This window comes from Flavobacterium sp. GW821-FHT11G01, from assembly GCF_058808175.1.
This window is the reverse complement of the sequence record NZ_JBXARK010000005.1, coordinates 209,279-228,434: the sequence shown is the minus strand read 5'-3', so window position 1 is coordinate 228,434 and position 19,156 is coordinate 209,279. Positions and strand designations below refer to the sequence as shown.

General features: G+C 32.6%; 18 protein-coding genes. 7 read left to right on the top strand and 11 right to left on the bottom strand.

Features of this window, described 5'->3' with window-relative positions; all coding sequences use genetic code 11:
• Positions 1-33: 33 nt before the first annotated feature.
• Complete coding sequence (locus AC1RRN_RS11645; protein ID WP_492967459.1) at positions 34-921, top strand: cupin-like domain-containing protein; 888 nt, start codon at positions 34-36, stop codon at positions 919-921.
• A 176-nt stretch (positions 922-1,097) separates the two neighbouring features.
• Here AC1RRN_RS11645 and accD read toward each other — a convergent pair whose 3' ends face one another.
• The 3 genes from accD to tamL form a co-directional block, all read right to left on the bottom strand.
• Positions 1,098-1,952, bottom strand: coding sequence for an acetyl-CoA carboxylase, carboxyltransferase subunit beta (gene accD / locus AC1RRN_RS11640; RefSeq protein WP_026983883.1), 855 nt, complete (start codon positions 1,950-1,952; stop codon positions 1,098-1,100).
• A gap of 93 nt (positions 1,953-2,045) precedes the next feature.
• Complete coding sequence (gene fbaA / locus AC1RRN_RS11635; RefSeq protein ID WP_492967458.1) at positions 2,046-3,113, bottom strand: class II fructose-bisphosphate aldolase; 1,068 nt, start codon at positions 3,111-3,113, stop codon at positions 2,046-2,048.
• Positions 3,114-3,172: 59 nt separating this feature from the next.
• Positions 3,173-5,728 (bottom strand): translocation and assembly module lipoprotein TamL, encoded by a 2,556-nt coding sequence (tamL, locus tag AC1RRN_RS11630; RefSeq protein ID WP_492967457.1) that lies wholly within the window; start codon positions 5,726-5,728, stop codon positions 3,173-3,175.
• A gap of 37 nt (positions 5,729-5,765) precedes the next feature.
• Between tamL and AC1RRN_RS11625 the strand changes: the two genes are divergently transcribed.
• On the top strand, positions 5,766-6,494 hold the full coding sequence (locus tag AC1RRN_RS11625) for a TrmH family RNA methyltransferase (protein ID WP_492967456.1): 729 nt from the start codon (positions 5,766-5,768) through the stop codon (positions 6,492-6,494).
• A 9-nt stretch (positions 6,495-6,503) separates the two neighbouring features.
• Here the strand turns inward: AC1RRN_RS11625 and porT are convergent, their stop codons facing one another.
• The 4 genes from porT to AC1RRN_RS11605 all read right to left on the bottom strand — a co-directional run bounded on the left by porT (position 6,504) and on the right by AC1RRN_RS11605 (position 9,372).
• Positions 6,504-7,214 carry a type IX secretion/gliding motility protein PorT/SprT gene (gene porT / locus AC1RRN_RS11620; protein ID WP_492967455.1) on the bottom strand — a complete coding sequence of 237 codons (711 nt, stop codon included), beginning with the start codon at positions 7,212-7,214 and terminating at the stop codon, positions 6,504-6,506.
• A 1-nt stretch (position 7,215) separates the two neighbouring features.
• Positions 7,216-7,947 (bottom strand): bifunctional demethylmenaquinone methyltransferase/2-methoxy-6-polyprenyl-1,4-benzoquinol methylase UbiE, encoded by a 732-nt coding sequence (ubiE, locus tag AC1RRN_RS11615; protein ID WP_192186157.1) that lies wholly within the window; start codon positions 7,945-7,947, stop codon positions 7,216-7,218.
• A 585-nt stretch (positions 7,948-8,532) separates the two neighbouring features.
• Positions 8,533-9,015 (bottom strand): dihydrofolate reductase, encoded by a 483-nt coding sequence (locus AC1RRN_RS11610; RefSeq protein ID WP_492967454.1) that lies wholly within the window; start codon positions 9,013-9,015, stop codon positions 8,533-8,535.
• A 12-nt stretch (positions 9,016-9,027) separates the two neighbouring features.
• Positions 9,028-9,372, bottom strand: a complete 345-nt coding sequence (locus tag AC1RRN_RS11605) for a 2TM domain-containing protein (RefSeq protein WP_492967453.1) — start codon at positions 9,370-9,372, stop codon at positions 9,028-9,030.
• Positions 9,373-9,619: 247 nt separating this feature from the next.
• Between AC1RRN_RS11605 and AC1RRN_RS11600 the strand changes: the two genes are divergently transcribed.
• A complete protein-coding gene (locus tag AC1RRN_RS11600) occupies positions 9,620-9,916 on the top strand; it encodes an isoamylase early set domain-containing protein (protein ID WP_056190188.1) in 297 nt (98 codons plus the stop codon).
• A gap of 30 nt (positions 9,917-9,946) precedes the next feature.
• Here AC1RRN_RS11600 and AC1RRN_RS11595 read toward each other — a convergent pair whose 3' ends face one another.
• The 4 genes from AC1RRN_RS11595 to AC1RRN_RS11580 form a co-directional block, all read right to left on the bottom strand.
• Positions 9,947-10,798 (bottom strand): thymidylate synthase, encoded by an 852-nt coding sequence (locus AC1RRN_RS11595; protein ID WP_492967452.1) that lies wholly within the window; start codon positions 10,796-10,798, stop codon positions 9,947-9,949.
• 125 nt (positions 10,799-10,923) lie between these two features.
• Positions 10,924-11,547: a bifunctional nuclease family protein gene (locus AC1RRN_RS11590; protein WP_492967451.1), complete on the bottom strand. Its 624-nt coding sequence runs from the start codon at positions 11,545-11,547 to the stop codon at positions 10,924-10,926.
• Positions 11,548-11,711: 164 nt separating this feature from the next.
• Positions 11,712-12,680: an electron transfer flavoprotein subunit alpha/FixB family protein gene (locus AC1RRN_RS11585; RefSeq protein WP_492967450.1), complete on the bottom strand. Its 969-nt coding sequence runs from the start codon at positions 12,678-12,680 to the stop codon at positions 11,712-11,714.
• A gap of 148 nt (positions 12,681-12,828) precedes the next feature.
• Positions 12,829-13,575, bottom strand: a complete 747-nt coding sequence (locus AC1RRN_RS11580) for an electron transfer flavoprotein subunit beta/FixA family protein (protein ID WP_492967449.1) — start codon at positions 13,573-13,575, stop codon at positions 12,829-12,831.
• A gap of 492 nt (positions 13,576-14,067) precedes the next feature.
• Between AC1RRN_RS11580 and AC1RRN_RS11575 the strand changes: the two genes are divergently transcribed.
• The 4 genes from AC1RRN_RS11575 (at position 14,068) to AC1RRN_RS11560 (ending at position 19,064) form a co-directional block, all read left to right on the top strand.
• Positions 14,068-15,045 carry a pyruvate dehydrogenase complex E1 component subunit beta gene (locus AC1RRN_RS11575; protein WP_492967448.1) on the top strand — a complete coding sequence of 326 codons (978 nt, stop codon included), beginning with the start codon at positions 14,068-14,070 and terminating at the stop codon, positions 15,043-15,045.
• Positions 15,046-15,112: 67 nt separating this feature from the next.
• Positions 15,113-17,614: a DUF5686 and carboxypeptidase-like regulatory domain-containing protein gene (locus AC1RRN_RS11570; protein WP_492967553.1), complete on the top strand. Its 2,502-nt coding sequence runs from the start codon at positions 15,113-15,115 to the stop codon at positions 17,612-17,614.
• Positions 17,615-17,823: 209 nt separating this feature from the next.
• The gene (locus AC1RRN_RS11565; RefSeq protein WP_492967447.1) at positions 17,824-18,423 is read left to right on the top strand and encodes a DNA-3-methyladenine glycosylase family protein; all 600 of its coding nucleotides are present in this window, start codon (positions 17,824-17,826) and stop codon (positions 18,421-18,423) included.
• A 110-nt stretch (positions 18,424-18,533) separates the two neighbouring features.
• Positions 18,534-19,064, top strand: coding sequence for an inorganic diphosphatase (locus tag AC1RRN_RS11560; RefSeq protein WP_065449271.1), 531 nt, complete (start codon positions 18,534-18,536; stop codon positions 19,062-19,064).
• Positions 19,065-19,156 lie beyond the last annotated feature (92 nt).

Genomic DNA, 19,156 nt, shown 5'->3' with positions numbered 1-19,156 from the left:
ACTTGGTAGGTAGCGATTTAAATCAATAAATAAATGAGCTTTAACTTAAAACCTGTTGATACTGTTGAGTCTATTTCTAGAGAAGATTTCAAAAAGAACTATTTAGATAAAAAGAAACCTTTAATTATAAAAGGATTAACAAAAGATTGGCCTGCAAGAGAAAAATGGACAACGGATTATTTTAAACAAATTGCAGGAGATATAGAGGTAAAGCTAGTTGACAATTCTAAAGCAGATCCTACTAAAATAATCAATGCTTCTATCGCTACTATGAAATTTGGCGAGTATCTTGATTTAATAAAAAGAGAGCCAACACAATTGCGTATTTTTTTCTTCAATCTTTTCAAACACAGACCCGAATTGGTGGATGACGTAAAAGTTCCTAAGGAATTAATGGGAGGTTTTATAGAAAGTATGCCTGCTATGTTTTTTGGAGGTTCAAGTGCATTTACTTTTTTGCATTATGACATTGATTTACCACATCTTTTTCATACTCATTTTGGAGGAAGAAAACATATTATATTGTTTGATTATAAATGGAAGAAAAGACTTTATTGTGTTCCAAATACAACTTATGCCTTAGAAGATTATGATGTTGCCAATCCTGATTTTGAAAAATTTCCTGCACTAAAAGGTGTCGAAGGTTATGAAGTTTTTCTGGAACATGGTGACACTTTATTCATGCCAACTGGAATGTGGCATTGGATGCGTTATATAGATGGTTCTTTTTCCTTGAGTCTTCGCGCCTGGGATCAATCAATAACCCGAAAAATGGAAAGCGTTTGGAGTTTATTTATGCATGGGGCAGTTGATAGCGCTATAAAAATAGTTTTTAGAGAGCGTTATGCAATATGGCGTGAGAAACTAGCTTTTAAAATCGCTGATAAAGAATTGAAAAAGGATTTGAAAAAAGCAGGGTAATTTAAAATAAGTCAAAAAAGTTCCGTAGGAACGAGACATTGGTAGCAACGGAATTTATTCCGTTGGGAAAATGAAACGGTGTTCAAAAGTTACGTAGTAGCGAAATATATGAGATTTAATAAAAAAAATCCCATCAGCCAAAGCGAATGGGATTTTATGTTTTAAAAGTTTAAAAACTATCTAATAGTATTATTTTGAATCAAATCAATATATAAGTTAATCTTATCTTTTAATTCTTTTCTAGGCGTAATAAAGTCTAGGAAACCGTGCTCTAATAAGAACTCAGCAGTTTGAAAACCTTCTGGTAAATCTTTTCCTGTAGTATCACGAACAACACGCGGACCAGCAAAACCAATCAAAGCACCAGGCTCAGAGATGTTGATATCTCCTAACATTGCGTAAGATGCAGTTGTTCCTCCTGTTGTTGGATCTGTACAAAGTGAAATGTAAGGTAATTTGGCTTCAGCTAATTGAGCTAGTTTTACAGAAGTTTTTGCTAATTGCATTAAAGAATAAGCCGCTTCCATCATACGAGCTCCACCAGATTTTGAAATCATTACAAAAGGTAATTTGTTTTTGATCGCGTGATCAATACCTCTCGCAATTTTTTCACCTACAACAGCTCCCATAGATCCACCAATAAAGGCAAAATCCATACAGCAAATTACAAGTTCTCTTCCTTTAGATTTTCCAACTCCCGTACGTACAGCGTCTTTAAGATGAGTTTTTTCCATTACATCTTTCAATCTCTCAGCATATTTTTTTGTATCCACAAAATGCAAAGGATCTTTTGATGTCATGTTTTTATCTAACTCAACAAATTCGTTGTTGTCGAATAAAATTTCAAAATAGGTTGCGCTTCCAATTCTAACGTGAAAATCATCTTCCGGGCTAACAAATAAGTTTCTGGCTAATTCGTCAGCATCAATAATTTTTCCAGTAGGAGATTTGTACCACAATCCTTTCGGAACGTCCATTTTATCTTCTGTAGCGGTCGTAATCCCTTTTTCCTGTCTTTTAAACCAAGCCATTTGTTCTAGTGTTCAGTGTTCAGTAATCAATTTTTAGTGTTCAGTTTTTAGCGTTGAGTAAAACTGAACACTAAAAACTGAACACTGAATACTTTATAGAGTATTTACATTATTTAAATCAGCAAAAGCTTGCTCAAGTCTTGCGTTGAATGTCACTTCGCTTTCACGTACCCATCTTCTTGGGTCATAATATTTTTTGTTAGGAACATCAGCACCTTCCGGGTTACCGATTTGAGATTTTAAATAGTCAATATTTTTAACCATATAATCACGAATTCCTTCTGTATATGCAAATTGTAAATCTGTATCAATGTTCATTTTGATAACTCCGTAGCTAATTCCTTCTCTAATTTCTTCAAGTGTAGAACCTGAACCTCCGTGGAAAACGAAATCTACTGGATTATGTCCAGTGTTGAATTTGTTTTGAACGAAATCCTGAGAATTTTTTAAGATTTTTGGAGTTAATTTTACGTTCCCTGGTTTGTAAACACCGTGAACGTTACCAAAAGCAGCTGCAATTGTAAATTTAGGGCTTATTTTAGATAATTCTTCGTAAGCGTAAGCTACTTCTTCTGGTTGTGTGTATAATTTTGAACTGTCAACATCAGAGTTGTCAACACCATCTTCTTCACCACCTGTAATACCTAGCTCGATTTCTAATGTCATACCCATTTTACTCATTCTTGCCAAGTACTCTTTACAGATCTCAATATTTTCTTCGATTGGCTCCTCAGACAAATCGATCATATGTGAACTGAATAATGGTTTTCCTGTTTCAGCAAAGTGTTTTTCAGATGCATCTAACAAACCATCAATCCAAGGTAATAATTTTTTTGCACAGTGGTCAGTGTGTAAGATTACAGTTGCTCCGTAAGCTTCTGCCAAAGTGTGAATATGTTTTGCTCCTGCGATTCCACCAGCAATTGCTGATTTTTCACCTGCGTTAGACAATCCTTTTCCTGCGTTAAATTGTGCTCCTCCGTTTGAAAATTGAATGATAACTGGCGCATTAAGTTTCGCTGCAGTTTCAAGAACTCCATTAATTGTGCTTGACCCTGTAACATTTACTGCTGGAAGGGCAAATCCTTTTTCTTTTGCATAATTAAAAATCTCTTGTACCTGATCTCCTGTAGCTACTCCTGGTTTAATATTGTGTGCCATTGTAATTTTTTTTAGTTGTTTTTAGGTTTTTAGGTTGCAAAAATAAGAATTAATTAGCATTAGAAAGGATAATTTATTCCAAAATTTAAAACCGAGTGCCCAAAATTGTACTCTTTGAACCAGCGGTCTCCCTTCTCATGCGCCGGATTATAGGTCTTGAAGCCTAAATCTAATCGAACAACAAAAAAGCTTAAATCGTATCGTAATCCGAATCCAGTACCCAAAGCAATTTCAGCTAAATCGTTTACGTTGTTAAATGTTGCCTTATCATCGGTGACATTATCGAGCACATTCCAGATATTTCCGGCGTCTGCAAAGACAGCTCCTTTCACATCTCCAAAAACCTTAAATCGTAATTCGGCACTTAATGCAATTTTCATATTTGCCTCATTAAAGTCGTCTAAGGCATCTGTGCTTCCCGGACCTAATGAGTAAGGCTGCCACGCACGATTATCATTTGAACCTCCAGAATAATAACTTCGTGAAAATGGAATATAATTTGAATTGCCAAAAGGAATTGCGATTCCGAAAAAACTTCGTACTGCTAAAACTTTCTCTTTTCCAAAATCCCAGTGTTTAATGTAATCAAACTCTGTTTTAAGATATTCTGAATATTCTAAATTGAATATTTCGTAGTTACCATTTACATTTTTAGGAAGACTGGCCAAATTAGAAATAGCAGATAATAATGTACCAGCCGATTCAATTTTAGCTTTAAACTGATAGAAAGTATTGTCAGCAAGATCTTTTTTTGTTGTTTTAGTAAACGTATAGCTTGAGGCTAATATAAAGTCGTTTTCAGTCAGACGAACTCTTCGTTCTTCTATACTTTCGACATCTTTATATTGTTGATCTGCCGGAGTTAATGCTGTTTGTCCTGTTAAAACGTCGTTAGTAAAAGCTGTCGTCCCTGATGAAATAATTAAATTTCCATTTTCATCAACATTTAGTGGATCAGTGTTATAATCTCTACCAATGCCATTTAATTCATCATATGAAGAAGTATAAACATTAAAATAATTATTAGGATTTAAATTTCGAACAAATTGTGCGTTAAGTACTTCTAACTTAGCAGTATTCAAACGTTTTGGAGACCAATTATATGATAATCCACCGGTAAAATTTTCTTTATCTAAACCGATATTTCGTTGTTTTGAGAAACCGGCAGCAATATTGGTCGATGGAATCATTCTTTTTGGAATAATTTTCTCTGTTCCAAAAGGCATTAAGATTCTTGGAAAATTAAGTTTTGTATCAATTCCATATTCCGAAACATTAAAGAAATTGTTATTCGGATTGGCCATATCTTTCGATGATCCGACATTTACACGTGCCGAAATTTCTAGTGTTTCAGCTCGATTAAAAACATTTCGAATCGTTTCTGAAACACTGGCTCCAATTCCAAAATCCTGGATATTAGAATGTGTTAAGTCCAGCGTGGCTCCAAAACTATATTTTTTTCTCGGTGTTAGATAAACATTTGCTATTAATGATTGTGCAGTAGAATCTCGTTTATCGACTTCATATTGTATCGAAGGATAATTGAAAATCTTAAGGTTATTTAAATAACGTGATGAAAGAGTTGTTCTTGTGTCAGAATAAGTACTCCCTTTATTAATAAAGATGGCATCAGTAATGGCGCGTGGCTTGTATTTTAACTTTTTGTAACTGTACAAATTAAAGTTTTTGTAAGTGGTACTGTCGGTTACTTTGTTTTTTGCATTTGCTGCAGAATAATCGGTGTAAATATTTACATCACTTATTTTGTACAATTTAAAGGGCTCAGTTCTGCTTGAATCTCTTTCCTGAATATTATTATTGCCAATTTTTAAATTAATGTCTGCTTTGTTTTTTTTGCCAATTGTATCTATATCAAAAGTAACATAAGTTGGCTGGAAAAAATAAGCACCGTGATTTCTAAAATAAGTGGTTATTCGGTTTTTTTCTTCTTCAAAATCTGAAGTTTTATATTGCTTTCCGGATTTTAAAACAGAAGGTTCCGGATTTGTTTTATATAAAGAATCTAATGCCGGAGTTAAAATATTTGTTCTTATAGAGTCTAAAGTATAACCTGGTCCAGTAAGAATATTGTAATTTATTCTTGCTTTTTTTGGGGCAATACTATCAATTGTATAATCTGTTTTTACATTAAAATAACCATTATTAAAGTAATAGAATTTTAAACGTAATAAAGATTTTTTTGTTTTTGTAGTGTCAATGATAACGGGTGGTTCACCTGTATTTTTTAAGAATTCATGCAACCCTTTGTATAAAAATGATTGTCCAAGTCGATCAACTTGTTTTGCGGATAATAATTTTGCCTGACGTTCGTATAGACCCGGATGATTTTTAAATTTTGCCTGATAAGTAGAATCTGGATTTAAATTGGCTAAATTGTACAAATTTAAACGCAATTTATAGCCTAATAAAGTACCATTTGGTTTTTGATACATCTGATTTGATGCAGTTTCATCATTGGTATTCTTGCCATTAACAAGAATATTATTTTTTACAAGAAGTTTTTTTCCATCAGGAACTCTTTTTACAGCATCACAAGCGCAAATAAATATTGCTATTAGAATAAATGCTATTATTTTTGTGGAATTATTTTTCAAGTGTTCTTAAATATTTAATTCAAAAGTACATTATTTTATGGTTAGTAAAAACCAAATAAAACTTATAACAGGTTTACATCAAAAAAAGCAACGTTTAGCCAATCAATTATTTTTCGCCGAAGGAGTAAAAGTAATTCAGGAATTGTTGCAATCCAATTTTGAATTAGAGCATTTATACACGACTTTAAATGATTTTGAGACTGTTCAGTCTTCAAAGCGCACTCTCATTAATGAGCAGGAACTTAAAAAAATAAGTGCTTTGGCAACTCCAAATTCTTGTTTGGCTGTATTCAAAATCCCTGCCGAAAATAAAATAATCGATTCTGGATTAATCATTGCATTAGACGATATTAGAGATCCCGGAAATTTAGGGACAATTTTACGTCTTTGCGATTGGTTTGGTATCAAACAAATTATTTGCTCTAAAGAAACAGTAGATATTTATAATCCAAAAGTAGTGCAAGCTACCATGGGGTCTATTGCCAGAGTAAATGTTAATTATCTTGATTTAAAAACGTTTATCACACAAACAAAATTACCGGTTTTTGGAACTTTTATGGACGGGGATAATATTTATCAGTCAAATCTGCCTAAAGAAGGAATCATTATTATGGGTAATGAAGCCAATGGTATTTCAGCAGAAATTGAAAAAATCGTAACCAGTCGAATCTCAATTCCAAGATTTGGAGAACTACAAAAAACGGAAAGTTTAAATGTAGCTACTGCAACAGCAATTATTCTTAGTGAGTTTAAACGAAATAGTTAAGAATTTGTTTTAATGAAAAGTGAAATTTATTAAAATTGCTCTTGATTTCATTGAGTCAATATTATCAGTCCATGGACTTGGTCCTTTTGCAGGATTGTCACGAATTAATTCATCTGTAATTCCAAACATACCTCTGATTGAAGGTGAGAAAATGAAATATTCAGAGAAAATATCAATTCCAAAACCTAGTTCATACGCGGCGGTCCAGGGCTTAACTCTGAATTTTCCTTCAAAATTATCATCTTGTGATTTCGAATTGCTTGATAAGTTTAGCGTAGTCGACATTCCGCCAACTAAATACGGACGAATATTTCCTGTACGTAATGAAGAGAATTTTAATAACAGCGGAAAATGAATGTACGTACTGTTTACTTCTCTTAAATAATCTTTTTCCAAATCCATATTTGGATAATATAAATCACGTTTTGTATAGTATAAACCTGGTTCAAAGCGTAAATTAATATATTCCTGTAATCTTAAATCGGCAACAACACCAACATTAAAACCAGTAGTCTTTTTTACCTGAATATCAGGACCGGGATTTTTGTAGTCAAATTTAAAATCAAAACTATTAAAACCCAGGTAATAACCAAAATACAGGCGTTGTTTTTGCCAGTTTTCGAGATTGATTATAGGATCTTTGCTAAACATACTTTTAGCAAATTGCGAATATCCTTTTGTCGATAAGACTAATAAAAGTAAGATTACTGTTTTTTTCATACTATTTTTTAGAAGCAGAATAAATGGTTGCAACTCCAAAAGTTTGAGGCATTGCCACAACATCTATAAACCCAATTTTTCTCAAAATATTGTTTAGAGCTTCTCCGTAAGGAAAAACAGCTGCAGATTCTGATAAATAGCCATAAGCCGAATTATCTTTTGAAAATAATTTTCCAATTATAGGAAGTATATTTTTGCTGTAAAATCTATAACCTTGTTTATATGGGGTTTTATCCGGAACTGAAGTTTCTAAAATAACAAATACACCACCTGGTTTTAGAACTCTTAAAATCTCAGAAAAACCTTTTTCTAAGTTTTCAAAATTTCTAACTCCAAAACCAACAGTAATGGCGTCGAAATAATTGTCTTCAAATGGAATGTTTTCTGAGTCACCTAAAACTAAATCAATAATATTAGAAAGGTTTTTATCTTCAACTTTCTTTTTTCCAACTTCAAGCATTCCTGCAGAAATATCCAATCCAATGATTTTTTCAGCCTTAGTCTGAGCCATTAAAATAGCCAAATCGCCGGTTCCTGTTGCAATATCAAGAATAATTTTCGGATTAGTATCAGATACTATTTTTAACACTTTTTTTCGCCATTTAATATCAATTCCAAATGAAATTACGCGATTCAAATTGTCATAGTTCCCAGAGATGTTATCAAACATTTGGGCAACCTGTTCTTTTTTACCTAAAGAAGAGTCTTTATATGGGGTTATTTTTTCAGACATTTTTTTTATTTACGCAAATATAATACAAACTGTGTTAACTGTAATTGCGTTTTTTAATTTGTAAATCAATTGTTTTAGAATAAGCTTTTTATAAAACAATTGAATTGTAGTTTTTAACTCTCACCAAAAGTAGGTATTTTAAAAAAATCACTAAAAGTTGGTATTGTGAGATGCTTGATTTATGGCCACTTTTGCTAAAGATAAAATGATGAAAATTTTAATGATTGATAGAATACAATGACTTAAATCGAATGAATACTTTCTTTGCACTGGTAATTCGTTTGTTCTTGTAAGTAGTTTTGAAAGTGTTGTTTTTAAACCACAATACTGTTTTTTGTAAGTGCAAAATACGTTCTTAGGATTAAATTTGTTTTTGGAAATTTTAATTTTCTTGCCTTTAATATCTTAGTGGTATTTGTTATTAAAGGCTCTTTTTGAGATTTATTCTCAAATAATTTTAAATGTTATTCAGTTAATTCAAATGGTTAAACATTTGTGATTTTTACAAAAACTACTTCCTGAAAGAGTCAGATCAAAAATCAATCGTTTTTAAAAAACATCCTTCAAAAGAGGATGTTTTTTTATTTATCGTCTAATGTAAGTTTCGTAAGTATAATCATAAAGATGTTTTTCATCTTTAAAATTTTCTTCAGATTCAACTAATTGCCAATCGGTTTTATCTATTTCAGGGAAATATGCGTCGGCATCAAAACTATGATGTACTTTGGTTATTTCTAATATATCAGCATGCTCCATTCCCAAATTGTAAATTTCGCCTCCGCCAATGATGTAAGAATCTTCATTTTCCGGGCAAACAGCGATCGCTTTTTCTATATTATCTACGACAATACAGCCTTCAGGATTGTAATCTTTTTGGCGTGTTATTACGACATGAACTCTGTTTGGTAATGGTTTTGGGAAGCTTTCAAAAGTCTTTCTTCCCATAATAATATGATGATTGGTTGTAAGCGATTTAAATCTTTTGAAATCATTTGGCAGATGCCACACTAATTCATTATTTTTCCCAAGAGCATTATTTTCGGCAACTGCAGCTATCATTATAATCATGGTATTCTAAAACTAAATTTTATTATCAGTATCATCATTTATTTTGGACTCTAATTGACTAATTCTTTTTTGTTGTAAAGCAACAAGCCTGTCAATTTGTTCTCTTTCCCATTTCTTATTCATAAATCGATCCGTAATATAGACTTTGATAAAGTGTAAAATGAAGATGAAAAACCATATTGTAATGCCCCAAATACACCAGTTTTGATCTGTGTTAGCGCCAAAACCAAAAAACCTGTTTGCAATAAATAAAAATAAACTCCCTAAAAGAAAAAGTACAAAGTGAAAATACAGGATTTTCTTTTGCCTAAGTCTTCTTCTGGCATATTCGTATTGTTCGTGCACTTCTTTTTCCATAAGACAATTAATGAATAATGAGGTTATAAAGTTAAAATTTATTTTGAAATCATGGTGTTTTTGATCGTAGAATATTTGTGTTCAAGGGAATGCTAAATGAGAAACAGAGAATTATATGTGCTTTAAATTATTAATGTGATGAAAAAAATAAGCTGTTTTTGCTATTATCATAAATCGACAAGCTGGCTATTGACTGTTCAGTTGAATTTCTGTAATTTAGGTATATAAATCTAAAAACTAAACAGTTATGTCTTTAAAGAAGCAATTTATCAAAACAAAGCCAGTGTGTAAAGTTACATTTTCTGTAGAGGCTAAAGATGCAAACTCAGCTGCAGTCGTAGGAGATTTTAACAATTGGAATCCGGAAGAAGGAACTTTGAGCAAGTTAAAGAACGGAACTTTTAAAGCGACTTACGACTTAGTAAAAGATGCTATTTATGAGTTTAAATATGTAATTGACGGATTGTATGTAAATGATCCTGAAGCAGATTCTTATAAATGGAATGATTTTGCGGGAAGCGAAAATAGTGTTTTAGTTGTATAAAAAAATCCGCTTATAAGCGGATTTTTTTATTTATACAGCAACACTTCCTTTTATACCGGCGTGTGGTTCATAATCTAAAAGTGTAAAGTCGTTATAATCAAAATCAAAAATATTTTTAATCTCAGGATTTAAAATCATTTTTGGTAATGGTTTAGGATCGCGGCTTAATTGCAGCTCCAGTTGTTCAATGTGATTGTTGTAAATATGTGCATCTCCAAAAGTGTGAATGAATTCGCCTGCGTCTAAATCACAAACCTGAGCGATCATCATAGTTAACAATGCATAAGAAGCAATATTAAAAGGAACTCCTAAGAATATATCAGCGCTTCGTTGGTATAGCTGACAAGAAAGTTTGCCTTTTGTCTCACCTTTTTCAACATCGGGACTCGAAACATAAAACTGAAAAAAGGCATGACAAGGAGGTAAAGCGGCCTTGTTGTTGGCTACGTTTTCTTCAAATGATTTTTTTGTATTTGGTAAAACGGATGGATTCCATGCTGAAACCAACATTCTACGGCTATTTGGGTTTGTTTTAAGCTCCATAATTAACTCAGAAATCTGATCAATTTCTTCACTGTTCCAATTACGCCATTGATGCCCATAAACAGGACCTAAATCACCATTTGAATCTGCCCACGCATCCCAAATTTTCACTCCGTTTTCCTGAAGATATTTAATATTGGTATCGCCTTTTAAAAACCAAAGCAATTCGTAAATGATAGATTTTAAATGTAGTTTTTTGGTAGTAACCATCGGGAAACCTTCACTTAAATCAAAACGCATTTGGTAACCAAAAACACTTTTGGTTCCTGTTCCTGTTCGGTCTCCTTTTTGGCAACCGGTTTCTAAAACATGTTTTACTAAATCTAAGTATTGCTTCATTGTTGCTTTAGGCTTTTTTTTTGCTTTAGGCTTTAAGTTTTAGGCTTTAAGCTTTGGCAGTTTAATGCTTTCTTGTGTTTTACGCTTTAAGCTTACAGCCTAAAGCTTACGGCTTATAGCCTTAATTATCTTCTAGAGATTTCGTCTCTAATTTTGGCTGCTTTTTCATAATCTTCCTGAGAAACGGCCTGATCCAAAAGTTCATTTAGCTCCTGTAGAGTATGTTTTGCGTACACATCTCCGGACTGATTGCTTTCTTCTTCATGACCAAAAGTTTCCGGATTCGAAAGAACATCATCAATTTCCTGAGAGCCCTGATCGGTGTCGGCAGTATTCGATTTTAAATAAATTCCGGCTTTATCGAGAATGTTTTTATAAGTAAAAATCGGAGCATTAAATCGTAATGCCAAAGCAATTGCGTCAGAAGTTCTGGCGTCAATAATTTCCTCAATTTTATCTCTTTCGCAGATCAAACTAGAATAGAAAACACCATCAACTAATTTGTGAATGATTACTTGTTTTACAACAATATCGAATCTTTCAGCAAAGTTTTTGAATAGGTCGTGTGTTAATGGACGAGGAGGTTTTATTTCTTTTTCTAAGGCAATAGCAATCGATTGGGCTTCAAAAGCACCAATAACAATTGGTAATTTTCTTTCACCGTCAACTTCATTCAAAATTAAGGCATAAGCGCCATTTTGAGTTTGACTGTATGAAATTCCTTTTATGGACAATTTTACTAGACTCATATATATGGGTAAAAAAGGGCAATTACTGCCTCATTTTAATACTTTTTTTGATTGAAAAATAAAGGTGCAATTTTAATCAAAAAATATGGAACAAAAAAGCTACCTAAAACAAAGATACGATTATCTTGTTTTTAGGCAGCTATATTTTTGTAGAGAATTTTAAATTAAGAATGTTGTGCTTTAAAAGCTTTTAATTTCTCTGTTAATTTAGGTACAATTTCAAATGCATCTCCAACAATACCATAATCAGCCACTTTAAAGAAAGGCGCTTCAGGATCACTGTTGATTACTACTTTTACTTTTGAAGAGTTGATTCCGGCAATATGCTGAATCGCTCCGGAAATTCCGATTGCAATATATAAATTTGTTGCTACTGGTTTTCCTGTTTGTCCAACGTGCTCGCTATGAGGTCTCCATCCTAAATCAGAAACTGGTTTAGAACATGCTGTTGCAGCACCTAATACAGCTGCTAAATCTTCAACTAATCCCCAATTTTCAGGTCCTTTTAATCCACGTCCGCCAGAAACTACGATATCAGCATCAGCAATAGAAACTTTCCCGGTTACTTTTTCTACAGATTCTACTTTTACTCCAAAATCATTGTCTCCAATCGATGGATTAAAGTCTTCTTCAGTTGCAGATCCTGCACTTTCGAAAATTCCGTAAGAGTTTTTAGCCAAGCCAAGAACTTTTACATCTGTACTGATTTCAGTAATATTGAAAGCTTTGTTTGAGAAAGCATTTCTTTTTACCTGAAACGGAGAAGTGCTAATTGGTAATCCAACAACATTCGATGCAAAACCTGCATTTAATGCAACTGCAACTAATGATGAAAGATAAATACTATCTGTTGTAGAAGAAAGTAAAACTACTTTTGTTCCTTCTTTTTCAGCAGCTTGTTTAATTACATCGGCATAAGCCTTAGCTGTAAAACCTGCTAATTTATCGTTGTTTACTTTTAGAACTTTATCAACTCCGTATTTAGATAACTCACTTACGTCGCTTGTGTTTATAGTCAAAGCGGTTACAGTTGTTCCTAATGATTCTGCTACTTTTTTAGCGTAAGAAGCTAATTCAAAAGCAACTTTTTTAAATTTTCCTTCTGCAGATTCTGCATATATTAATATTGACATAATAATTTTAGATTTTAGATTTTAGATTTCAGATTTTAAAAATTGAAATCCAAAATGATTATTGATTTTAGATTTTGAAGTGAATCAAATGTTGAGTTTTTTAGATTTTGTGTTGCAGTCAGCAATCTAAAATCTAAATTCTACAATCTTAAATCACCTTAGCCTCGTTGTGTAATAAATTAACTAACTCATCTAAATTATCAGGAGAAATTAACTTCACTGCTGATTTAGGAGCTGGTTTTTCAAATTTCACAGCTTTTGTGTTTACCGGAGCATCAACTGGCTCAAGAATAGTTAAAGCTTTTGTTCTTGCTGTCATAATTCCTCTCATGTTCGGGATACGCAAATCTTTTTCTTCAACAAGACCTTTTTGTCCACCAATAATTAAGGGTAGAGTAGTACTTACAGTTTCTTTTCCACCATCAATTTCACGAACTGCTTTTACATTGTTTCCGTCAACAGTTACACTTGTACAAGAGTTTAAGAAGTTAGAACCTAAAATTCCTGCAATCATTCCAGGAACCATTCCACCGTTATAGTCTAAAGATTCTTTTCCGGCAATTACAAGATCATAACCTCCATTTTTTATTACTTCAGCTAATTGTTTTGCAACAAAAAAACCATCAGTTGGGTTAGCATTTACACGAATCGCTTCGTTTGCTCCAATTGCCAATGCTTTACGCAAAGTTGGCTCAGTATCCGGACCTCCAACATTAACCACAGTTACAGTTGCTCCTTGTTGTTCCTGAAACCAGATTGCACGCGTTAAACCAAACTCGTCATTAGGATTAATTACATATTGTACACCGTTGGTATCGAATTCTGAATCACCATTGGAGAAGTTAATTTTTGAAGTAGTATCAGGCACATGGCTGATGCAAACTAATATTTTCATAAGTATATATTTTATATTTATAATATGCTTTGACAAATTTAGAAATTAAAATCGGAATAATATACTATGCATGCATAATATTTTTTAAAAACTATTACGTTTTCGAAGATTATGAAATTTGAAGGTCCTTTTGTTAGAATATGAAATTGAAAATTCAGTCATTTAGTCTGATTCTTAGGAATTTTGCAATGCTGCTTCATCAAACAACTGTTAAACTTAGCGTCTATTTGTACTAATTTTTGATTTGTTTCGTTTGAAGATAGAATTTGCTCAAATCAGAATTAAACAAATAAGGTTGAGTTTGTCTGAAAAATGTTTTTAAGTGAGGAATAATCGCAATTATATCGATTTCGTAAATATCACAATAAAAAAATAAAAGTTAAAAGCAAAAGAAGAGGGGGAAGTTCGTGTGATTTTAAATCCAATTTATGCTTTTAAGTTATTTAAAATATTTATTTTTGCTCTTCAGAAAATTCAACATACAATATAAATATGAGAACAATACAATTTAGAGAGGCCATTTGCGAAGCGATGAGCGAAGAAATGCGTCACGATGAATCCATATATTTAATGGGCGAAGAAGTTGCAGAATACAACGGAGCATACAAAGCTTCAAAAGGAATGCTTGCTGAGTTTGGCGAAAAAAGAGTAATCGATACTCCAATTGCTGAACTTGGTTTTACAGGAATTGCAGTAGGATCAGCTATGAACGGCTGTCGTCCTATCGTAGAGTATATGACTTTCAACTTCTGTTTAGTTGGTATTGATCAAATTATAAATAATGCTGCTAAAATGCGTCAAATGACAGGTGGACAATTTAATGTGCCTATCGTTTTTCGTGGACCAACTGCTTCTGCAGGTCAATTAGGAGCTACTCACTCTCAAGCTTTAGAAAACTGGTTCGCTAATACCCCTGGTCTTAAAGTTGTAGTTCCTTCTACACCATATGACGCAAAAGGACTTTTGAAATCTGCAATTCGCGATAATGATCCTGTAATTTTTATGGAATCTGAGCAAATGTATGGTGACAAAGGTGAAGTGCCAGATGGAGAATACACAATTCCGTTAGGAGTTGCAGATGTTAAACGTGAAGGAATAGATGTAACAATCGTTTCTTTCGGAAAAATCATCAAAGAAGCTTTTATTGCTGCTGATGAATTAGCTAAAGAAGGAATTTCATGTGAAATTATCGATTTAAGAACAGTTCGTCCAATGGATAATGAAGCGATCTTAAAATCAGTGAAAAAGACAAATCGTTTAGTTATTTTAGAAGAAGCTTGGCCGTTTGCAAGTATTTCTTCTGAAATTACTTATATCGTTCAGGAACAGGCTTTCGATTTTCTTGATGCGCCAATTCAACGTATTACAACAGCAGATACTCCTGCGCCTTACTCTCCTGTTTTACTTAAAGACTGGTTGCCAAATGCAGCTGATGTAGTAAAAGCAGTTAAGAAAGTAATGTACAAATAATCAAATAAACAATACTTATAAAACTTCATCAGTCATATTAATTGATGAAGTTTTTTTTTGCCAGATGATAAAGAAAATAATTTTACTCAGCCTGTTTTTTGTATTTGCACTTGCAAATATTGCTACTGCACAAACTAAAGTGAGCGGAATTGTTTTGGATAAACTGAATCAACCTATTCCGTTTGCAAATATTGTTTTTAAAGGTTCAAATACCGGAATAGTTTCTAATGAAGATGGTCGTTTTTATTTGGAATCACCAAAAACCTATACGGCATTATTAGTTACTTCGGCAGGATTTTCAGATAAAGAAATTCCTTTGGAGAAAGCGGTTAATTATAATTTTAAAATTGTCTTAAGTGAAGCCGAAGCATTAAATGAGGTTGTAATTTTTACCGGAAAAACATCTAAAAAGAATAATCCGGCATTAGATATTTTGAGAAAAATTTGGGAAAGAAAACGTAAAAACGGTTTGTACCAATTCAATCAATATGAAATGCAGAAGTACGAGAAAGTCGAGTTTGATATGAACACGATTGATAGTGCTTTTATGAAGAATAAACTCTTCAAAGGAATGGAATTTGTGTTTAATCATGTAGATACTTCTGATGTTACTGGAAAAACTTATCTGCCAATTTTCATTAATGAATCAGTTTATGATGTTTACGGAGATAATAAATTAAAAAAAGTAAAAGAGAATATAAAAGGAAGTAAAACCTCTGGATTCAATGGAAATCAACAGATTTTATCTTTTGTAAAAGATCTTTATTCGGATTATAATATTTACGATAATCATCTTAAATTTTTTGATAAAAGTTTTACAAGCCCACTTTCAAAAACAGGAATTGACGTTTATAATTATGTTTTAAAAGACAGTGCTTATATTGATAAAAAATGGTGTTATAATATTGTTTTTTATCCAAGACGTAAAAACGAATTGACCTTTAAAGGAGATTTTTGGGTAAACGATACTACTTTTGCGATCAAGAAAATTAATATGGGTGTTACTAAAAGCGCCAATATTAACTGGGTAAAAGATATCTATATCGAACAGGAATTTGATGTAGAAAATGATTCTGTTTTCCTTTTGACACGTGATTATATGATGTCTGATTTTGCTCTGAATAAAAAAGAAAAATCAAAAGGTGTTTACGGAAAACGAACGACATTATATAGAGATCATAAATTCAATATTCAGAAACCCGAGAAGTTTTATAAGGAAGAAGTCAACTTTATAGACAATGCTGTTTACGATCGACCAGATGAATTTTGGGATGAAAACCGTTTTGAGAAACTAAATAAAGACGAACAGGGTATCTACAAAATGTTGGATACACTACAAACAGTCAAGAGATTCAAGCAACTTTACAGTTTGGTTTCTATTTTAGGAAGTGGTTACGTCGAGTTTAAAAACTTTGATTATGGTCCTATCTTTTCCACATTTGGATACAATGAAGTAGAAGGTCTGAGAGTTAGAGTTGGAGGAAGAACGTATTTTGGACCAAATGATCCATGGCGCATACAAGCTTATACAGCATATGGTTTTGATGATAGTAAATTCAAATATGGAGTTTCAGGAAAATGGATGCTTGATAAGAAAAAACGATTCATTATTTCCGGAGGAAATAGGCGAGACATCGAGCAAATTGGTGCGAGCTTAACAACAACAAACGATATTTTAGGACGAAGTTTTGCCTCTTCTGCGTTATTTACAACAGGAAGTAACGGAAAATTAACAAATATTAATTTGAGTAACATTTCATTTGAAATGGAACCCATTAAGAATTTTGTTGTTCAGGCTGGACTTTCTTATCGAACTTTAGAATCAGCTTCGCCTACTTTTAGTCTGGATTATTATACTACTTTGCCAAATCCTTCAAATCCTGCGGGTGTTGTTGCAAGTGCCGTAACACAATCTGAAGCTAATATTCAGTTTGAGTTTATGCCAAACAGAAAAACTATTGGTTTTGGAGTAGAGAGAGATCTTGTTGACAGCCCGTTTAGTCATTTCTTTGTAAATTTCAGTTATGGTTTAAAAGGTGTTTTTAATAGTGACTTTGCTTACGAAAAAATACAGATTTACTATAAGCAGCCTATTATTATTGGTCCGCTAGGAAGATCAAATATTATTTTAGAAACGGGTAAAACTTTTGGAACGATTCCTTTAGGATTAATGAGTGTAATTCCGGGTAACCAGACTTATTTTACAATCGAAAATACATTCAGTAACCTGAATTTCTATGAGTTCATTACAGATCAATATACTACTTTGCAATGGAATCATGATTTTGGAGGAAGGTTATTTGCCAGAATTCCATTTATGAGAAAATTAAACTGGAGAGAATTTGTAGGTGTAAAAGGAGTTTACGGAACAATTTCAGATGCAAACAGAGCTATCAACGCTTCTGATCAGCCGTATAATGCACCAGAAAATGTATATTGGGAATACAATGCCGGAATTGGAAATATCTTCAAAGTTTTCAGAATCGATTTCTCCTGGAGAGGAAGTTATTTAAACGCTCCGGATGCTAATAAATTTGCAGTAAAAGGGTCTTTTGGATTCTATTTCTAATTATAAAGGTGCAAAGCATCAAAGTTACAAAGTCGCAAAGGTTTAATTCTTTGCGACTTTTTTTGTGGAGTAATATTTTTTTATACAGATTTAATATTCTTAATGTTTTTAATTCATCTGCTATATCTGCAGGAATTAAAACTTGCGTCTCTGCGCCTTTGCGAGATTCTTTTTTTATTTAATTTTGAAATAGACTTTAAATCAAAGTTATGCAAGAAGCAATCGATTTTCTATCAACCAAAAATCCCATATTTCAGGAAATCATTAATAAATACGGTTTACCGCCAATTCCAAAACGTCCTCAGGGTTTTGAAACTTTGGTATTGTTAATTCTTGAACAACAAGTTTCTATTGATTCGGCGAAAGCCACATTTCTAAAAATTAAGGCGTATACAACTTGTGACCCTGAAACTATGTCGATTTTGCCAGATGAAGAATTTCGAGCGTTAGGTGTAAGCCGACAGAAAACAAAATACATCAAAATTCTATCAGAAGCCGTTTTAAATAAAGAATTGGATATAGAAAGTTTAGCCACAAAATCGGCAAAACAAGTTCGGGAAGAACTTATCAAATTAAAAGGAATTGGAAATTGGACGATTGATATTTATTTAATGTTCTGTCTGCAGGAACCAGATTTAATTCCATTGGGAGATATTGCAGTGGTCAATACGATTAAAGAATTATTGGATATCCACGACAAAAACGAAATGGAAATTCATGCTGAACAATGGAGTCCGTATCGATCTTATGCGACCTATTTATTGTGGCATTATTATTTAAACAAACGAAATAGAAAAATTACATATTAACTGTTTGTTATTTAACAGAAAAGTGTGTAGATTAATGCAGTTTTTTATTGTGAAAAAGGATTCTTTAGTTACTTTTGCAATCGAATTTATAGAAATAATAAAAAACGAAAATGACCGCAGACAAACTAACGACTTTCGATGTATTAATCGAAATACCAAGAGGAAGCAGAAATAAATATGAGTACGATTTTGAAATCAAAAGAATGCGTTTTGACAGAATGTTGTTCTCTTCAATGATGTACCCGGCTGATTACGGATTTATTCCAGAAACTTTAGCTCTTGACGGTGACCCTCTTGATGTATTGGTTTTGATAAATGAACCTACTTTTCCAGGATGTGTTATCGAAGTAAAACCAATTGGAGTTTTCCACATGGCTGATGATAAAGGACCAGATGAAAAAATCATTTGTGTACCAGTTTCAGATCCAATCTGGAATTCATTAAATGATTTATCTGATATTAATGGACACTTATTGAAAGAAATTGAGCATTTCTTCCAGGTTTATAAAGATCTTGAAAACAAGCAGGTAGATGTAGAAGGTTGGGGAGATGTAAACGAAGCATTTGCAATTATTGCTGAGTGTACTAAGCGTTTTGACGATATCGAAAATAAACCAGAGGGATTATTTAGTATTAAATAATTTTTACCCTATTCTATTATAAAAAAAGCAATACTCCGTTAGGAGTATTGCTTTTTTGTTTAAATTCGTTTTAGTTAGTTTATTGACTATTA